This window comes from Thioalkalivibrio sp. AKL9, assembly GCF_000377825.1.
GTDB classification, from domain to species: Bacteria; Pseudomonadota; Gammaproteobacteria; order Ectothiorhodospirales; family Ectothiorhodospiraceae; genus Thioalkalivibrio; species Thioalkalivibrio versutus.
This window is the reverse complement of sequence record NZ_KB905104.1, coordinates 357,228-374,947: the sequence shown is the minus strand read 5'-3', so window position 1 is coordinate 374,947 and position 17,720 is coordinate 357,228. Positions and strand designations below refer to the sequence as shown.

The 17,720-nt window shown below is 68.7% G+C and carries 8 protein-coding genes; 6 read left to right on the top strand and 2 right to left on the bottom strand.

Annotation, left to right across the window (positions count from 1 at the left end):
* The first annotated feature begins 209 nt into the window (after positions 1–209).
* From recC to recD, 3 genes are read left to right on the top strand one after another with little or no spacing between them, the layout of a single operon-like run.
* Positions 210–3,710 (top strand): exodeoxyribonuclease V subunit gamma, encoded by a 3,501-nt coding sequence (recC, locus tag D573_RS0103850; RefSeq protein ID WP_038039638.1) that lies wholly within the window; start codon positions 210–212, stop codon positions 3,708–3,710.
* Positions 3,707–7,399 carry an exodeoxyribonuclease V subunit beta gene (gene recB / locus D573_RS0103845; RefSeq protein ID WP_018937784.1) on the top strand — a complete coding sequence of 1,231 codons (3,693 nt, stop codon included), beginning with the start codon at positions 3,707–3,709 and terminating at the stop codon, positions 7,397–7,399. The genes recC and recB overlap by 4 nt, the downstream gene beginning before the upstream one ends.
* Positions 7,396–9,507: an exodeoxyribonuclease V subunit alpha gene (gene recD / locus D573_RS0103840; protein WP_018937783.1), complete on the top strand. Its 2,112-nt coding sequence runs from the start codon at positions 7,396–7,398 to the stop codon at positions 9,505–9,507. The genes recB and recD overlap by 4 nt, the downstream gene beginning before the upstream one ends.
* A gap of 437 nt (positions 9,508–9,944) precedes the next feature.
* Here the strand turns inward: recD and D573_RS0103835 are convergent, their stop codons facing one another.
* The gene (locus D573_RS0103835; RefSeq protein ID WP_018937782.1) at positions 9,945–10,592 is read right to left on the bottom strand and encodes an ERCC4 domain-containing protein; all 648 of its coding nucleotides are present in this window, start codon (positions 10,590–10,592) and stop codon (positions 9,945–9,947) included.
* A gap of 206 nt (positions 10,593–10,798) precedes the next feature.
* Here D573_RS0103835 and D573_RS0103830 point away from each other — a divergent pair, with 206 nt between their 5' ends.
* Complete coding sequence (locus D573_RS0103830) at positions 10,799–11,170, top strand: hypothetical protein (protein ID WP_018937781.1); 372 nt, start codon at positions 10,799–10,801, stop codon at positions 11,168–11,170.
* Positions 11,171–11,531: 361 nt separating this feature from the next.
* On the opposite strand, the gene D573_RS0103825 is transcribed toward D573_RS0103830, so the two are convergent.
* The gene (locus tag D573_RS0103825; RefSeq protein ID WP_018937780.1) at positions 11,532–14,057 is read right to left on the bottom strand and encodes an EAL domain-containing protein; all 2,526 of its coding nucleotides are present in this window, start codon (positions 14,055–14,057) and stop codon (positions 11,532–11,534) included.
* Positions 14,058–14,386: 329 nt separating this feature from the next.
* Between D573_RS0103825 and D573_RS0103820 the strand changes: the two genes are divergently transcribed.
* Both D573_RS0103820 and D573_RS0103815 read left to right on the top strand, forming a co-directional pair.
* Positions 14,387–15,706, top strand: a complete 1,320-nt coding sequence (locus tag D573_RS0103820; protein ID WP_018951780.1) for a DEAD/DEAH box helicase — start codon at positions 14,387–14,389, stop codon at positions 15,704–15,706.
* A gap of 783 nt (positions 15,707–16,489) precedes the next feature.
* Positions 16,490–17,719: a methyl-accepting chemotaxis protein gene (locus D573_RS0103815; RefSeq protein WP_018145889.1), complete on the top strand. Its 1,230-nt coding sequence runs from the start codon at positions 16,490–16,492 to the stop codon at positions 17,717–17,719.
* The last annotated feature ends 1 nt before the right edge of the window (position 17,720 follow it).

Here is a 17,720-nt window from a genome sequence, read left to right as displayed (position 1 = left end):
CGGGCACAGCATACCCGGGGGCTGGGTCCGATGCGCGCGGCGGGTCGGCGGTGGGCCATGCCGGATTGTGTGTCGGGCGCGACGTGGATCGTCGCCTGGGGATGGTAGGGTAGGCGCATCTGGACCACGCGGGCCTTGAGGCCATGCGTGGCATTTCCCGAACGGATCAAGGAGCCGGGTTGGTGGAGTCGCGCGAGTTGCAGCCAGGGATGGTGGTGCTGCATGGCAATCACCTGGAGTCGCTGCGCACGCTGGCGGTGGAGTGGATGCGCCGTGCGCCGCTCGGTCCGCTGGAGAACGAGACCATCCTGGTGCAGAGCAACGGCATGGCGCAGTGGCTGCGGCATGCCCTGGCCGCGCCGCCGGATGCCGACCCGCCGGGCTGTGGGATCGCGGCGGCGCTGGACATGCAGTTGCCGTCCCGCTTCGTGTGGTCCGCCTATCGTGCGGTCCTGGGGGCCGAGGCCGTTCCGCTGGAATCCCCGTACGCCAAGCGGCCGCTCACCTGGCGGCTGATGCGCCTGCTGCCGGAGTGCCTGGCGCAGGAGGCCTTCGCGCCGCTGCACCAGTTCCTGCAGGACGACGATCCGGGGCAGGGGGGCGACCTGCGCAAGCGTTTCCAGCTGGCCGAGCGCCTGGCGGACCTGTTCGATCAATACCAGGTGTACCGCGCTGACTGGCTGACCGACTGGGCGGCCGGACGCGACATCCTGCGCGACGCCCGCGGGCAGGAGCGCGAGCTGGCGCCCGGGCAGCGCTGGCAGGCCGAGCTGTGGCGCTTGCTGCAGGCGGATATCGGTGTGGCCCGCGAGGCGGTCAGCCGCTCGGCCGTGCATGCCCGGTACATGGAGGCGGTGCGCGCGCTGGAGCAGCGCCCGGCGCGCCTGCCCCGGCGGATCATCGTGTTCGGCATCTCTTCGCTTCCGGGGCAGATCCTGGAGGCGCTGGAGGGCCTGGCGCGCTTCTGCCAGGTACTGGTCTGCGTGCACAACCCCTGCGAGTACTACTGGGCCGACATCGTGGCCGACAAGGACCTGCTGCGCGCCACGCGCCGGCGCCAGGCGCGCAAGGCGGGCATGCCCGAGGCCCTCGACGAGGCGGAGCTGCACAACCACGCCCACCCGCTGCTGGCGGCCTGGGGCAAGCAGGGACGCGACTACATCGGGCTGCTGGACGAACACGACGACCCCGAACACTACGGCCGGGTGTTGCGCACGCTGGACTGGGAGCGCGTGGACGTCTTCGAGCCGCACGGCACGCGTGGGCCGGAGGACTGCCTGCTGCACCAGCTGCAGGAGGACATCCGCGAGCTGCGCCCACTCGCCGAGACCCGGGAGACCTGGCCCGCGGTCCCGGCGGAGGACCGTTCCGTCCAGTTCCACGTGGCGCACAGCCCGCTGCGCGAGGTGGAGCTGCTGCACGACCGCCTGCTGGATCACTTCGAGCGCGATTCGTCGCTGCGCCCGCGCGATGTGATCGTAATGGTTCCGGACATCGATCAGTACGCCCCGCACATCGAGGCGGTGTTCGGCCAGCCGGAGACCGATGATCCCCGGGTTATCCCGTACACGCTGTCGGACCAGGGTCCGCGCGGCCGCGATCCGGTCCTGATCGCGCTGGAGCAGTTGTTGTCACTGCCGGAGAGCCGGATGGGCGTCAGCGAGCTGCTGGACCTGCTGGACGTGCCGGCGGTGCGCCGGCGCTTCGGGATCGCGGAAGAGGACCTGGGCCAGCTGCACCGCTGGGCCGAGGGGGCGGGCGTGCGCTGGGGGCTGGATGCCGCTCAGCGCGCCGGGTTAGGCCTGCCCGAGGGGCTGGAGCAGAACACCTGGCGCTTCGGCCTGCGGCGGATGCTGCTGGGCTATGCGCTGGGCGACCAGGGTCCGTGGCAGGGCCTGGAGTCCTACGACGAGATCGGCGGGCTGAGTGCCGCGCTGCTGGGGCCGATGGACGCCCTGATCACCGCCCTGGAGGATGCCTGGGCGTGGCTGCGCCAGGCGCATGCGCCGGCAGACTGGGCCGTGCATCTGGGCGGGCTGCTGGAGCAGTTCTTCGCGGCCGAGACCGATGCCGAGCTGTTCACCCTGGAGCAGCTGGGCGAGGCCCTGGATCAATGGCGCGACGACTGCGCGGCGGCCGGACTGGAAGAGGCGCTGCCGCTGGCGGTGGTGCGCGAGCAGTGGCTGGCGAGCCAGGACGATTCCGGGGTGGGCCAGCGTTTCCTGGCCGGGCAGGTGAACTTCTGCACCCTGATGCCGATGCGGGCGATCCCGTTTCAGGTGGTCTGTCTGCTGGGGATGAACGACGGCGACTATCCGCGCAGCCCGACCCCGGTGGACTTCGACCTGATGGCGAACGACTACCGCCCGGGCGATCGCTCGCGGCGCGAGGACGATCGCTACCTGTTCCTGGAGGCGCTGCTCTCCGCTCGGCGCCAGCTGCATGTGAGCTGGGTAGGGCGGCATGTGCGTGACAACGAGCCGCGCCCGCCGTCGGTGCTGGTGGGCCAGCTGCGTGATCACCTGGCGGCGGGCTGGGGGCTGGCCGGGTCCGACGGGCCGGAGTCCGGCCCGGCCCTGGTGGACCACCTGACCACCTGGCACCCGCTGCAGCCGTTCTCCCCGGTGAATTTCCCGGCAACAGACGCCGCCGACGCTCGGCACTTTACCTACGCGCGGGAGTGGGAGGCGGTGCACGATCCGGCGCCGGGCGCTGCGGCGGATGCCGCTGGTGGCGCCCCCGCGGCGGTGCCGTTGCTGGAGGCCGAGCGCGAGCCGCGCGCCCTGGGGCCGGAGGCACTAACGCGCTTTCTGCGCTTCCCGGTGGAGGCGTTCTTCCGCCATCGTCTGGGGGTGTTCTTCGACGAGGAGGAAGAGGCCGGCGACGACCTGGAACCCTTTGGCCTGGCCGGGCTGGAGCAGTGGCAGGTGCGTCAGCAACTGGTCGCGGCGGCACTCGAGACCACCGACGACGCGGAGGCCTGGCCGAGCATCCTGGAGGCGGAGTCGGCCCGGCTGCAGCGCGCGGGCCGGCTGCCGCTGGGTGCGGCAGGCGAGCTGGAGCGCGGCGCGATGGTGGAGGAGGCCGCGCGGCTACTGGAGCGGATCGGCGAGCGCTATGCGCTGTACCCCGAGTCGTTGCCGGCCGCACGGCCCCTGCGTCTGGAACACGAGCACTGGGGTCTGGAGGCCGTGCCACCCGCCCTGCGCAGCGACGGGCAGGCGCGGGTATGCCTCGACTACACCGCGAGCCGCATTGGTGATGGCAAGAAGTGGCGCTTCGACAAGCTGATGGCGCCCTGGGTGATGCATCTGCTGGCCAACGCCGGGACGGGCGGCGTGGACTCCGAACTGGTTGGACTGGACAAGCGCCTGGAGCTCCCGGGGCTGGAACCGGGGCTGGCCGAGGAGTTGCTGGGGACGCTGCTGGAGGCCTGGGCGGCCGGCCAGGAGCGGCCGCTGCCGCTGGCCTGCGCCGCCGCCTTTGCCTGGCTCGCGGCGGAGGAGGGATCGAAGGATCCGTATGACGAGGCGCTGAAGACCCTGGCCGGGAATGACTTCGCCGCCGGCGAATGGTCGCGCAGCCCGGCGCTGGCGCGTGCCTGGCCCGACCCCGAGACCCTGCTGGACGATCCGGACTTTGACTTCTGGCGCGACCGGATCTACCGGCCGGTGTTTTTCGTGGTGAATCAGGCGGAGGACCCCGCATGAGCGCGACCGCCCACAAGCTGGATCTGCTGGGGCTGCCCCTGCACGGCAGCCGCCTGATCGAGGCGAGTGCCGGCACCGGCAAGACCTACACCATCGCCGCGCTGTATCTGCGCCTGGTGCTGGGGCACGGCGAGTTGCCGGAGGGCACTGATGCCCTGACGCCGCCGCAGATCCTGGTGATGACCTTTACCGACGCGGCGACCCAGGAACTGCGCGAGCGTATCCGCGACGCGCTGGCGATTGCCGCGCGCGTGTTCCGCGCGGAGGACCCGGATGCGGTGCCGGGTGTGCAGGACATCCACCTGCAGTTGCGCGGCGAATACGCCGAGGCGGAACGCCCGGGTGCGGCGCGCCGGCTGGAGCTGGCGGCGGAGTGGATGGACGAGGCCGCGGTCTCCACCATTCATGGCTGGTGCTATCGCATGCTGCGCGAGCATGCCTTCGACAGCGGGAGCCTGTTCACCCAGGACCTGGCGAGCGACCAGCAGGAGTTGCTGGCGGACGCGGCGCGCGACTACTGGCGCCGTTTTGTCTATCCGCAACCGGCGGCGCCACTCGCGCTGCTGCGCAACGCCTTCGGTGCTGATCCCGACACGCTGCTGCAGAAGATCCGGCCGCTGGTCGGGCATCTCCCGGCCCACACGGCGGATGTGGAGCTGGAGACGCCGGAAGGCTTGGCAGCTGCATTGGGCGATCGGCTGGCGCGGCTGGAGGCCATGAAGCGGCCCTGGCGCGAGGACTTTGCGGCGGTGGCCGAGCAGTTCGAGACGCTGCGCAACTCGGTGCTGAACAAGCAGAAGTACAGCAACCCGGAGAAGCTGCTGGGGGCGATGCGCGACTGGGCGGCGGACCCCGGCGCACTGCGGCCAGGCGGGGTCTCGGGCGACTCGCCGCTGGAGCGCTTCAGTGCGGCCGGGATGCAGGCGCGGCTGAAGGCGGGGCAGGCGCTGCCGGACGATCTGCATCCGGCCTTCGCGGCGCTGGACGATCATGCCGAGGTCTGTGTGGACGACCGCGAGCGCCTGTTGCAGGCGGCCGCGCGGCAGGTGGACGCGCGGTTCCGTCAGGCACAGCGTCAACGCGCGCAGATGGGTTTCAACGACCTGCTGACCCGGCTGCGTGACGCCCTGGACGGACCCGGTGGCGAACACCTGGCAGCGACCCTGCGCGCCCAATTCCCGGTGGCGCTGGTCGACGAGTTCCAGGATACCGATCCGGTGCAGTATCGGATCTTCCACCGCGTCTACCGCATCGACGAGAACCCGCGCGATCTGGGCGTGCTGCTGATCGGCGACCCCAAGCAGTCGATCTATCGCTTTCGCGGAGCGGATATCCATACCTATCTCGCCGCGCGCGCGGCCACCGCCGGGCGGCATTACACGCTGGAACGAAACTTCCGGTCGACCGATGCCCTGGTGCAGGGCGTGAACCGGCTGTTCCAGCATGCCGAGGGCTGGCAGGACGGGGCCTTCCTGTTCCGCTCGGGAACGGAGAACCCCTTGCCGTTTCTGCCGGTGGACGCGAACGGCCGCTCGGAGGCCTTCGAGAACGATGGACAGGCGATGCCGGCCGTCACGCTGTGGTGCTTTGATCCGGGCGCGCCGGTGCCCAAGGGCGCCTATCGCGAGCGCATGGCGCAGGCCTGCGCCAGCTACATGGTGGAACTGCTCAACGGCGGGATGGCCGGTCGCTGTGGCTTCCGCAAAGGTGAGGAATTGACCGGGGTACGGCCGCGCGACATGGCGGTGCTGGTGCGCGGGCGTGGCGAGGCGGATGCGATCCGTGCCGAGCTGCGCCGGCGGGGTGTGCGCAGTGTGTACCTGTCCGATCGCGAGTCGGTGTATGCGACCGCCGAGGCGGGAGATCTGCTGCGCTGGTTGCGCGCCTGCGCCGAGCCGACCAGTGAACGGCTGCTGCGCGCGGCGCTGGCGACCGCGACGCTGGGGCAGTCGCTGGCCGAACTGCATCGGCTGACGCTGGACGAGCTGGCGTGGGAGGTCCGCGTCGAGCAGTTCCGCGACTATCGGCGGTTGTGGCAGTCGCGCGGGGTGTTGCCGATGCTGCGCCGCCTGCTGCACGACTTCGAGGTCCCGCGCCGGCTGCGGGCCACGGCCGAAGGCGAGCGTGCCCTGACCAATCTGTTGCATCTGAGCGAGCTGCTGCAGCAGGCGGCCGCCGAGCTGGATGGCGAGCAGGCGCTGATCCGGCACCTGACGGAACATCGCGGCGGCGAAGGCGAGACCGGGGAGGAGCAGGTCCTGCGTCTGGAGAGCGACGAGGACCTGGTCAAGGTGGTTACGCTGCACAAGTCCAAGGGGCTGGAGTATCCGCTGGTGTTCCTGCCGTTTGTCTGCAATTTCCGCCAGACGGATACGGCCAAGGATGTGCCCTACCGCGACCATCCGCCGCAGGGTGGGGCGCGCTGGGTATTCCGCATGGACGGCGAGGTGTTCGAGCGCGCCGAGCGCGAGCGCCTGGCCGAGGACCTGCGCCTGTTGTATGTCGGCATGACCCGTGCGCGGCATGCCTGCTGGCTGGGGATTGCGCCGATCGTCTCCGGAAAAAGCAAGACCAATCACTTCGACCGCACGGCGGCCGGATACCTGCTGGCCGGACCCGCGGGGGTGCAGGACGGCGGGTTGGAGGCCGCGCTGCGGGATGCAGCCGGCGACGCATCGGCGATTCATGTGGGCCCCCTGCCGGAGGCGCGCGCGGTGGCCGCGCAGATGGGCAGTGCCACGACCGCGACGGGGCCGGCCCGGGTGCCGCCGACGCGCCGCTTCGAGCGCTGGTGGGTGGCCAGCTACAGTGCGATTGCCGCGCATGACGAGGGGGTCGCGCCGGTGGCCCCCGACTCGGCGCGCGAGGACGTGCTGCGCGAGGGGGTGGCGGATGCGAGTCGGCCGCCGCTGGAGGCGCCGGAGCCCGAGTCGCGCGCGGCCAGTGGGCTGCATGCCTTCCCGCGCGGGCCCGGGCCCGGCACCTTCCTCCACGGGCTGCTGGAGTGGGCGGCGGAGCAGGGGCTCGCTGCGCAGGCGGCAGATCCCGAACGGATGGCGCAGGAGATCGCGACACGCTGCGAGCGGCGGGGCTGGGGCGAGTGGTCGGAGACGGTCGCGGACTGGATGCAGCAGTTGCTTGCGGTCGCCTTCCCGCTGGAGGACGGCGAACATTTCAGTCTGGGCGGCCTGACCACCTATCAGCCGGAGCTGGAGTTCCTGTATCCGACGCGCAACCTGCAGGCGGGCGAGCTGGATCAGGCGGTCCGCGCGCAGATCCTGCCCGGACAACCGCGCCCGCCGCTGGGGAACGTGACCCTGAATGGGATGCTGAAGGGATTCGTCGATCTGGTCTTCGAGCGCGGCGGGCGCTATTACGTGGCGGACTACAAGTCCAACTGGCTGGGGACTTCGGCGCAGTCCTACACCCCGGAACGCCTGCAGGCGGCGGTGCTGGAACACCGCTACGACCTGCAGCTGGTGCTCTACACCCTGGCACTGCATCGCCAGCTGGCCGCGCGCCTGCCGGGCTACGACTATGACCAGCACATGGGCGGCGGGGTGTACCTGTTCCTGCGTGGCGTGGATGCGCCGGGGCACGGGGTGTTCCACCACTGTCCGCCGCGCGCGCTGATTGAATGGCTGGATCACCGCATGGCGGCCGGCCCGAACCGGGAGGCGACGGCATGAGCGCGGTGATGACAACGGGCACCTTGGCCTCGGCGGAGGCCGTGCTCGAGCTATTGCGCGAGTGGGAGGAGGCCGGCTGGCTGCGCAGCGTGGACCGGGCGCTGGTGCGCTTCCTGCACGAGCAGGCCCCGGCGGCGTCGCCGCTGGCCCTGCTGCTGGCGGCGCTGGCCAGCCATCAGGTCGGGCGCGGCCATGTGTGCCTGGAACTGGACGCATTGCTGCAGGCCCCCGACGCCACGCTGGCCCTGCCGCCGGAGGGCGAGCCGGGATCAAAGCCGCCGCCGCGACCCTCGTCGGTACTGCAGGGGGTATCCGTTGCGCAGGTTGCGGCGGCCCTGCAGGACAGTGGCCTGGCCGGACCGGGCGAATTGGGTGGAACGCCGCTGGTGTACACCGGGGGGCAGGTCTATCTGCGCCGCTACTGGGAGAGCGAGCGCCGCATCGGCCAGGCCATCCGCGCGCGCCTGGCTGACCGCGAGGCCTGGCAAGGTGCGCTGGACGAGCAGGCGTCGCGGGACTGGCTGGACCATCTGTTCGGACCGCCGGCGGAGGCTGCCACCGATCCGGACTGGCAACGCCTGGCCTGTGCCCTGGCGGCCGGTTCCGGCTTCAGTGTGATTACCGGCGGGCCGGGGACCGGCAAGACCACCACCGTGCTGCGACTGCTCGCGTTGTTGCAGGGGTTGCAGGGTCCGGACGACCCGCTGCGCATCCGCCTGGCGGCGCCGACCGGCAAGGCGGCGGCGCGCCTGAATGCCTCGGTCAGCGGGGCGCTGGATCGCCTGGGGCTGGACCAGCTGCCCGATGGCGATGCGCTGCGCCGGAACCTGCCGGCCGAGGTGGTGACGGTGCATCGCCTGCTCGGGGCGCGCCCGGATACCCGGCACTTCCGCCACGGGGCGCGCAACCCGCTGGCGGTGGATGTGCTGGTGGTGGACGAGGCCTCTATGATCGACCTGGAGCTGATGGCGAGCCTGGTCGAGGCCGTGCCACGCACGGCGCGCCTGATCCTGCTGGGGGATCGCGATCAGCTCGCCTCGGTGGAGGCCGGCGCGGTGCTGGGCGAGCTGTGCCATCGCGCCGGGGGCGGGCACTACACGCCGTCGACCGCGCACTGGCTGGAGGCCGTGACCGGGATGGCCGTACCGGCGGCCATGCAGGATGCGGCCGGTCAGGCGCTGGACCAGCACATCGTGATGCTGCGGGAGAGTCATCGCTTCGGCGCGGACAGCGGGATCGGGCGGTTGGCCGCGGCGGTGAACACGGGCGAGGCATTGAATGGGCCGGACGGGGACGATGCCGTCCGGCAAAAGGTACTCGCTGGGCCCGAGGACCCGGCACTGGTGACGCTCGCGGTGGACGGGCGCGCGGACACGCCGGAGGGCGAGGCGGTGGGTTATGCGGGCTATCTCGAGGGCCTGCGGGCGGCGCGGCCGGCCCCGGCGGCCCCGCGCGCGGCCTGGGAGGACTGGGCGCGCGACGTGCTGGCGGCCCACGGGCGGTTCCAGCTCCTGTGCGCGGTGCGCCGCGGCCCGTGGGGGCTGGAGACGCTGAACCGGCGCGTCGCCGCGGCCTTGCAGGCGCGCGGCCTGCTCGCGGGGGACGCGGGACGGATGGACGGGCCGGGGGCCGGCGGACAATGGGTCGAGGGGCGCCCGGTGATCGTCACGCGCAATGACTACGCGCTGGGGCTGATCAACGGCGATATCGGGATCGCCCTGGCCGTCCCGGCCTGGCTGGCGCGGGGTGAGCCGGAGGCGGACTCGGATGCCACCAAGGGCGAAGACTCGGTGCTGCGGGTGGCGTTCCTGGCCGCCGGGGACGGCGGTCGCGTGCGCTGGGTGTTGCCCAACCGCCTGGAGGCCATCGAGACCGCATTTGCCCTGACGGTGCACAAGGCCCAGGGGTCGGAGTTCGAGCATGTGGCCCTGGTGCTGCCGGACGCGGACAGCCCGATCCTGACCCGCGAGCTGGCCTACACCGCCATCACCCGCGCCAGCCGCTGGTTCAGCCTGCTGGAGCCACGCGCGGGCACGCTGGTTGCGGCCAGCCAGCACCAGATCCGCCGCAGTGGCGGCCTGCGGCGGTGGCTGGGGAACTCGTCTTAGACCGTCGTAGGGTGCGTTGAGCATCGCGAAACGCACCGTTCACGGGACAATAAGCGCCCTCTTGATGCGATTCGCTGCGCTCATCGGCATCCTACGTCCGTTGCCCGTGTCCGGGGTTGGCAGCATCACCTCGCCCATCGTCCGCTGTCCAGGTCCGGCTTTGGCGGGGCTTCGCGGGCGAGCCCGCTCCTGCAGGGGTTTGGTTCCTGCGATGTCCAACTTTGCCCCAGGATCGTCATCCCGGAAACCGCGTGGCGGTTATCCGGGATCTCCTGCGGTAGGGCCTCTACACCCGTCGGAGATCCCGGCTCTTCGCTGCGCTGCGGCCGGGATGACGGGGTGGCCGGGCCGCATTGCAGGGCTCCCGATGTTGGAGGGGGCTTCGCCTGCAAGCAGGCTCCCACAGAGGGTCGTGCGGCTGGCCGCTCGGGGGGTGTTCAGGTGGTGCGGCTGCCGTAGGTGACGACGGATTCGATGCGTTGGGCGCGTTCTTCGTCGAGGCCGTCGGTCTGGGCGAGGGTGGCGGCGTCGGCGTTGATGATGTCGCGCACGCTGCCGATGTCGCGCAGGAGGTCGCGGGCCTGGTCGGCCTCGACGCCGGGCAGGCCGCTGACGATGAATTCGGCGGCCTTGCGCCGGGTGTCGGGCTTGGTCGGGCGGTCGGACGGGTCCGGCTCGATCTGTGCGTTCAGCCCCAGCAGGTAGATCAGCATGCCGCTGTTGTCGGCATCGGAGCTGGGCAGGACGCTGATGCCGAGGGCGATCGTCAGGTGGGCCAGGGCGCGGTGGATGTCCAGCGCCTGCTGATGGAAACGGGGCTCGTAGAGGTCCCCCTCCACGATGTAGACGACCTGCTGGTAGTTGGCCTTCAGCTTGGCGGCGTTTTCCCACAGACTCTTGTCGACGACACTGAGAACCATATCGGTGGCGGACTTGCGTTCGACCACGACGCCGTTGGGTAGCAGGTAGTCGCCGACGTCGAGGTCGGTGAATTCCAGCTCCACTCCCTCCAGGCGTTCGATGCGCTGAATGATCTTGCCCTGCTCGCGGCGGTCTGCGCGGATCGGCAGGTGAACGTTTTCCATGGGGGGCTCCGGTTGGTTGGCAAACTCAGGGCACTCTAGGGCGTGCCGCGGGCCGCTCCAAATGGCCGGATGGCGGGCGGGGCGGCCCGGTGCACGGGTTGGCGTGCGTGGGCGCCGCACATGGCCTACAGTCGGGGAGCGTGCCCGGCGGATGGCAACCGTGGGCATGCATGGAAACAACAAAAACAGAAAAGGATGGAGTGCATATGTCGATTCAGATTGCAGTGGTGGGACTTGGCCGGGTGGGCGGCCGCTTCCTGGAGATGTTGCTGGAGTCCGGTCTGCCCGGAATGACGATCTGCGCGGCCTCGGAGCAGGGCGAGACCGAGGGGCGCCGGCTGGCCGAGGCGAAGGGGATCCCGCTGGAGTCGGTCGCGGATCTCGTGGCACGCGGGGATCAGGTGGATGTGATCTTCGATCTGACCGGGCAGCCGCAGGTCCGCCAGGAGCTGCGCGAGGGGATGCAGAACAGCGGTAACCGGCATACCGTGGTGGCGCCGGAGGTGATGGCGCACATGACCTGGGCCATGCTGACCCGCGAGGCCCCGCCGGACGTGCACGGCAGTACGGGGTACTGATTGAGCGCCGCGTCGCCTCGTTCGAAGGTGGGGCGAAGGGCTTGATTCGGTCACGAAAGGCCGCCTTCGGGCGGCCTTTTTGTGTCTGGCTGGCGCGCAGGCGTTGAGAAGTGAGGCGAAACGACACGCGGAATGATTGCTTGCTGGTTCGAGCTGATGGTGGGTGCCTGTCCCCTTGATGTCATCCCGGCCGTAGCGCAGCGCAGAGCCGGGATCTTCGGTGTTGCGGTGGCCGGCCGGCGGATCCCGGATCACCGCTACGCGGTGTCCGGGATGACGGGGTGGGGTTGGGCGGTGTCCGGGATGACGAGGTGTGTGTTGCGTGGTGTCCGGGACGGCGGGGTGGTGTGGAGGGGCCGCTTCAGACCAGGCGTGTCTCCAGGCAGTCGGCGAGGGCGAGTGGCGCCATGGCCCTTGAATGAATCCATCCCTGGTAGAGGTCGCAGCCGATCGTCCGGAGGAGATCCCGCTGCGCCGTGGTCTCGACGCCCTCGGCCACCAGGGTCAGGCCCAGGCTGTGGCCGAGGTGGACGATGGAGCGCAGGATCATGTCGGATTCCGGGTCCTGGCCGATGTCGGCGATGAACGAGCGATCGATCTTGAGCTTGTCGATCGGCAGTGACTTCAGGTAGGCGAGCGAGGAATAGCCGGTCCCGAAATCATCCAGCGATACGCGGATGCCCAGGGCCTTCAGTCCGCGAAGCTGATCGCGGGTGAGTGCGACGTCCGCCATGGCCACGGTCTCGGTGACCTCGATCTCGAGGCGCTCGGGCGGGGCGCCCGTGGCTTCGAGGATCGCGCCGAGGCGCTGGACGAGGTCGTGTTGGCGGAACTGCATCGCCGAGACGTTGATGGCGACCCGGAGCTCGAGACCCGAACGGGACCACTGGGCGAGCTGCTCGCAGGCCTCGGAGATGACCCACTCGCCGAGTGGCAGGATCAGGCCGGTGGCCTCGGCGCTGGTGATAAAACGGGTCGGGGCAACGGGACCAAGCTCGCTGTCGGTCCAGCGGGCCAGAGCCTCGACGCCGATGACGCGATTCGACGCCACGTCCACCAGCGGCTGATAGTGCAATTCGAGGCCGTCGTTCCCGAGCGCCTGCTGGAGGCGTTGTTGCAGGCGTTGCTCTTCGTGCACCTGGGCATCCAGGTGTTGCGAGAAGAAGGCATAGGTGTTGCGTCCGGAGTGCTTGGCCTCGTACATCGCCATATCGGCGTAGCGAACCAGGCTGCGTTCGTCGCGGGCATCGCGCGGAAACAGGGCGATGCCCAGGCTTCCGGTGGAGGTCAGTCTACGGGCCTGTTCGGTCTGGAACGGGCTGGTGAAGATGTCGAGGATGCGCTCGGCAATCGCGCCGATGGCCTGTTCGTCTTCGACGTTGGTCAGCAGGATCATGAACTCGTCGCCGCCGAAACGCCCAATGGTCGCCTCCTGGTCCAGGGCGCCCTGAAGTCGTGCGGCCACGGCCTTCAGCAGCTGGTCGCCCTCGTGATGGCCGAAGGTGTCATTGACCATCTTGAAGTTGTCGAGATCCAGCAGCATGACGGCGATCGGGTGGCCGTGACGTTCGGCCTGGGCGATCCCCTGCGTCAGGCGGTCGTGCAGGAGCCAGCGGTTGGGTAGTTCGGTCAGGCTGTCGTGGGTGGCCTGGTGCTGGATCCGCGCCTCGCGGCGCTGGCGGTCGGTGATGTCGCGGATGAACGCGGTGATGCGGCGGCCTTCGCTGTCGTCGAAAGCATTCAGGCTGATGTCCAGCGGGAACTCGGTGCCGTCGATGCGGCACCCGCGCAGGTGGGGCACCTGCCCCATGGTGCGGCGGTTGATGGTGTGGGCATGTGCCCGCCGGTGTATGCGGTGGCGTTCGCGCAGGCGCTCGGGGACCAGCCGCTCCACCGGTTGCCCGATCAATTGCTGGCGTGGATAGCCGAACAGGCGTTCGATGTTGCGATTGGCCATCACGATACGGCCGTCCATGTCGGTGACCAGCACGCCGTCGGGGGCCGTCTCCACCAGTTGCTGGTAACGCTGCTCGCGCATCTCGATATCGCGGTGGGCCTGGTGCAGGCGCTGGAGGGGCGAGCGTACGCTTTCCAGGAACAGGCCCTGGTAGATCAGGAGATACGCCGCGAGCTTGTACAAATGGCCGAGTACAAACGGGGTGTCCGTCAGGTCTTCGTAGAACATGAAGAACATCCCGCTGCCGATGCTCATGACCATGGCGGCGGCGACCAGGGGCATGCCCGGACGTTGCAGGAGCTCACGGCGCAGGGCGAGCAGGGCCAGGGTGGCCAGGTGCAGGCCGATCACCAGCGCCTCCAGCCCCATCTTGATGGGCGTGAGCCCGCTGACCGGGTCGAACAGGAGCGGGATGATCTCCGCATGCCAAAGTCCGATCCACGCCAGCAAGGCGACCAGCAGAAGGCTCCCGACCAGGTAGACAAGACGGGGTGGACCGTCGCTTTGCGAGACCATGGGCAGGGCCACGTAGGCGAGCAATGCCGCGGCCGCGACCAGGCGCGCGGCCAGCCAGAACAACAAGGTCTGTTGTGACGAGTTCGGGGTGATGAAATCCGGCATGGCCGGATAGGTCATCAGGTGCAGGAAATCAAGCAACGCGACCGCCAGGAAGGCGCACGCCAGCAGCAGAGAAGCGGCCACGCGGCGGCGGTCGATTACGTGGTAGCCCACCGCGAATACCAGTACGGCCACAACCACCGCGAACAACTCCGCGCCCGTGTGGAAGGCGGTCAGGTGCTCGCGGGGCAGGATCCGCGGCAGCTCCACCCCGAGCATCCAGATCGCCAGCGGTAACAGCAGTAGCGCCAGCAGAACGCCGGAGGCGAGGGCAATATGTTGCCGCAGGTACCGATCGGAACCCGAAATCATCGGGCTCTAAGTGCACACATTGTTGGACAACTCCCCTGGACGCATCCTTATGGGCGGGTCGCGTCGGCCTGACCGTTGCTGCGTGGGCATCGGTTTCTTTGAAAATGAAGCTAGCGGATATTCCCGCACAAAACAAATATATATCCGATGGGGTATGGAGCGGTGTCTTTTCATTGACAAAAGGCGTATAGTGCCCGGATCGAACGCCCCGCCCGTCAGCGTCCGTTCATTTGATCCAGAGCCTTCCGGCTCGCAGTGATCCCCCTGATTTCGTTTCCCCCGATGGGTGCTCTGTGTTGAACGAGTGGCGGGTGGCGTTGGAGCATTCCATGACTGATACGACCTTTGCCGACCTCGGGTTGGCCGATACCCTTTTGCGTGCGCTGGAAACCTCCGGGTACCAGCACCCGACCCCGATCCAGGCCCAGGCCATCCCGGAAGTCCTGAAGGGAGGCGACCTGCTGGCCGCCGCCCAGACCGGCACCGGCAAGACGGCCGGCTTCACCCTGCCGATCCTGCAGCGCCTTTCCACCTCGGATGCGCCGCAGGCCGGCAATGGCCGCCCGCGTTGCCTGGTGCTGACCCCGACCCGCGAGCTGGCTGCGCAGGTTCACGAATCCGTGAAGACCTACGGACGCAATCTCAAGATGCGTTCGATGACGATCTTTGGCGGTGTGAACATGAACCCGCAGATCAAGGCCCTGCGTGATCGCATGGACATCGTGGTGGCGACGCCGGGGCGTCTGCTAGATCACGCCAATCAGAAGACCATCGACCTGTCCGGTGTCGAGATCCTGGTACTCGACGAGGCCGATCGCATGCTCGACATGGGCTTCATCCGTGACATCAAGAAGCTGATTGCGATGATGCCGAAGAACCGCCAGAACCTGATGTTCTCGGCGACCTTCTCCGACGAGATCCGCAAGCTGGCCAACGGCCTGCTGAACAACCCGGCGGAGATCGACATCGCGCCGCGCAACACGACCGCCGAGGGCGTGAAGCAAAGCGTGCACCTGGTCGAGACCAGCCAGAAGCGCGAGCTGCTGAGCCACCTGATCCGCACCAACAAATGGGAACAGGTGCTGGTGTTTACCCGCACCAAGCATGGCGCCAATCGCCTGGCCGAGAAGCTGTCGAAGGATGGCGTGCGCTCCGAGGCGATCCACGGCAACAAGAGCCAGGCGGCGCGTACCAAGGCGCTGAAGCAGTTCAAGTCCGGCCAGGTGCCGGTCCTGGTAGCCACGGATATCGCTGCGCGCGGGCTCGACATCGACCAGCTGCCGCAGGTCGTCAATTTTGAGCTGCCGAACGTGCCGGAGGACTACGTGCATCGCATCGGTCGCACCGGGCGTGCCGGCTCCGACGGCGCCGCGCTGTCGCTGGTGGACGGTGAGGAGATCAAGCTGCTGAAGGGCATCGAACGCCTGATTCAGCGCCCGATCGACCGTATCGAAACCGAGGGCTTCGCCACGCCGAAGCCGGCTGCCAATGACGGCAACGGCAATCGCCGTGGTGGTCCGGGTGGCAAGCCGGGCGGAGGCGCCCGTAGTGGCGCCCCGCGCAACGGTCGCGGTGGCAAGCCCGGTGGGGGTCGCGGCGGCAACGGTCGCCCGTCCGCCAACGGCAACCGCGCGGCTCGCAGCCGGTAAGCGGACCCGCTAACGCAGTACCGCGAACCCGCGGTCCCGAGTCTCGGGCCCGCGGGTTTTTTGTGTATGGGTATCGGGGGTGAGGCGAGTGCCTGCTCAAGGGCTTTATTCACCACGAAGCGCACGAAGAAGGTCAAGGCCAAAGGCCTATCAACTCAGAGGACACAGAGAAAGGACGAATTCTGTCCGGAACGTCTGTTAGCCATGGCCGCTGGCCCGACCGCTGAAACCAAGCGAGCCCCCTGCTTCAAGTTGAAAGCCTTTCCATCCTCTCCGTGAACTCCGTGTCCTCTGTGGCGCAATCGCCCTTGATCTTCTTCGTGTCTTCATGCGCTTCGTGGTGAGACGATTTCCTGATTAGCGATAAGAGTCAGCCAGTGCCGGGGGGCCTTTGGGGGGGCGTGCATGGCCCGCCCCGGGGCACTTGGATCCAGGCCTTGTTGGGGATGTCACCATCGCGGAGCGCCTTACCCCTGCCTGGTCATCCCGGCCGGAGCGAAGCGAAGAGCCGGGATCTCCCCCGTCGGGGCAACCCCCAACCGCAGAGATCCCGGATAACCGCTACGCGGTTTCCGGGATGACCAGGCTGGGGGCGGCTGGAAACCCGGGCCGGCACGGTCATTGGGCCTGGCTGATGATTGTTGCTAATCAGGAGCGATTTTTGGCTTGTGGTGGGACCTGGGGTTGACCCGGATCAAGACGATAGGGGCGGGGCGGATGGATACTGTGTCGGGCTCAAGACCGGGACCGGCTGGTCGTTAAGGGACGGAAAGGAGGGCGTCGATGAAGATTGGACCGTTGGGTGGGCTGCGACTGAAGCTGATTATCCTGGTGATCGTGGTGAGCACCGTGCCGTTGTCCATCATGGGCGGCGTGACCTTCCACACCATGAAGGGTGATCTGGCCGCGGGTGTGGACGCGGCGCTGGTGACCCAGTTGTGGTGGCTGCTGTGGGTGCTGTGGATCGTCGCGTTCGTGGTGGCGCTGGGTATTGGCTGGTTCTACGCCAATGTGCTGACGCGCCCCATGGAGCGCCTGGCCGAGGGGCTGGAGGCGATCGGCGAGGGCCGAGCGGATCTCGGGCACCGAGTGGAGGTGACGACCGACGACGAGATCGGGCGCACCGGCGCGGCCTTCAACACGGTGATGGGCCGGCTTTCCGGGCTCATTCGCCAGGTTGCCGACGCGGCGGACGGGATTGCCGCCTCGGCGCGGCAACTGGATGGGCGCAGCAATGAACTGACGCGTGCCACCCACGAACAGCGCGGTGATGTGGAGCAGGTGGTCACGGCAATGAACCAGATGTCTGCCACGGTGCAGGAGGTCGCCAACAACACGCAGAGCACGGCCGAGAGCGCGGGGCAGGCGACGCGTGCGGCGGAAGGCGGGCGCACCGTGGTGCAGGCGACCCAGGGTGCGATCAACACGCTGGCCGGCGAGATTCGTCAGGCGAACAATGTGATCGTGGAGCTGAAAGGGGACAGCGACAACATCGGCACGATCCTGCAGGTGATCGAGGAGATCGCCGAGAAGACCAACCTGCTGGCGCTCAACGCGGCCATCGAGGCGGCGCGGGCCGGCGAGGCCGGGCGGGGCTTCGCGGTGGTGGCGGACGAAGTGCGCCACCTGGCGCAGCGCACGAACGACTCGACCGGGGAGATCCGCGAGATCATTCAGCGCCTGCAGGGCGGGGCTACCCGTGCGGTGCAGGCGATGGAGGTCAGCCAGCAGCATGCGGAGACCTCCGTGGCGAAGGCGGGCGAGGCCGGCGAGACCCTGGAGTACATCCACGACTCGGTGACCGCCATCGACGACATGACCCGCCAGGTGGCCAGCGCGACCGAGGAGCAAAGCCAGGTGGCGGAAGAGATCAACCGCAACATCCACCACATCAACGATATTGCCGTGCGCAACGCCGACGGGGCGAACGAGATGCAGCAGGCGGTGGAGGCGCTGGAGGCCTTGGCGCAGCAGCTACAGGGCGAGGTTGCGGGGTTCCGTCAACAGGCGTAAC

Excerpts from the sequence above, each read along its gene's own strand:
- recC (WP_038039638.1), top strand. The coding sequence starts at position 210 with ATGGTGGTGCTGCATGGCAATCACCTGGAGTCGCTGCGCACGCTGGCG.
- recB (WP_018937784.1), top strand. The coding sequence starts at position 3,707 with ATGAGCGCGACCGCCCACAAGCTGGATCTGCTGGGGCTGCCCCTGCAC.
- recD (WP_018937783.1), top strand. The coding sequence starts at position 7,396 with ATGAGCGCGGTGATGACAACGGGCACCTTGGCCTCGGCGGAGGCCGTG.
- D573_RS0103835 (WP_018937782.1), bottom strand. The coding sequence starts at position 10,592 with ATGGAAAACGTTCACCTGCCGATCCGCGCAGACCGCCGCGAGCAGGGC.
- D573_RS0103830 (WP_018937781.1), top strand. The coding sequence starts at position 10,799 with ATGTCGATTCAGATTGCAGTGGTGGGACTTGGCCGGGTGGGCGGCCGC.
- D573_RS0103825 (WP_018937780.1), bottom strand. The coding sequence starts at position 14,057 with ATGATTTCGGGTTCCGATCGGTACCTGCGGCAACATATTGCCCTCGCC.
- D573_RS0103820 (WP_018951780.1), top strand. The coding sequence starts at position 14,387 with ATGACTGATACGACCTTTGCCGACCTCGGGTTGGCCGATACCCTTTTG.
- D573_RS0103815 (WP_018145889.1), top strand. The coding sequence starts at position 16,490 with ATGAAGATTGGACCGTTGGGTGGGCTGCGACTGAAGCTGATTATCCTG.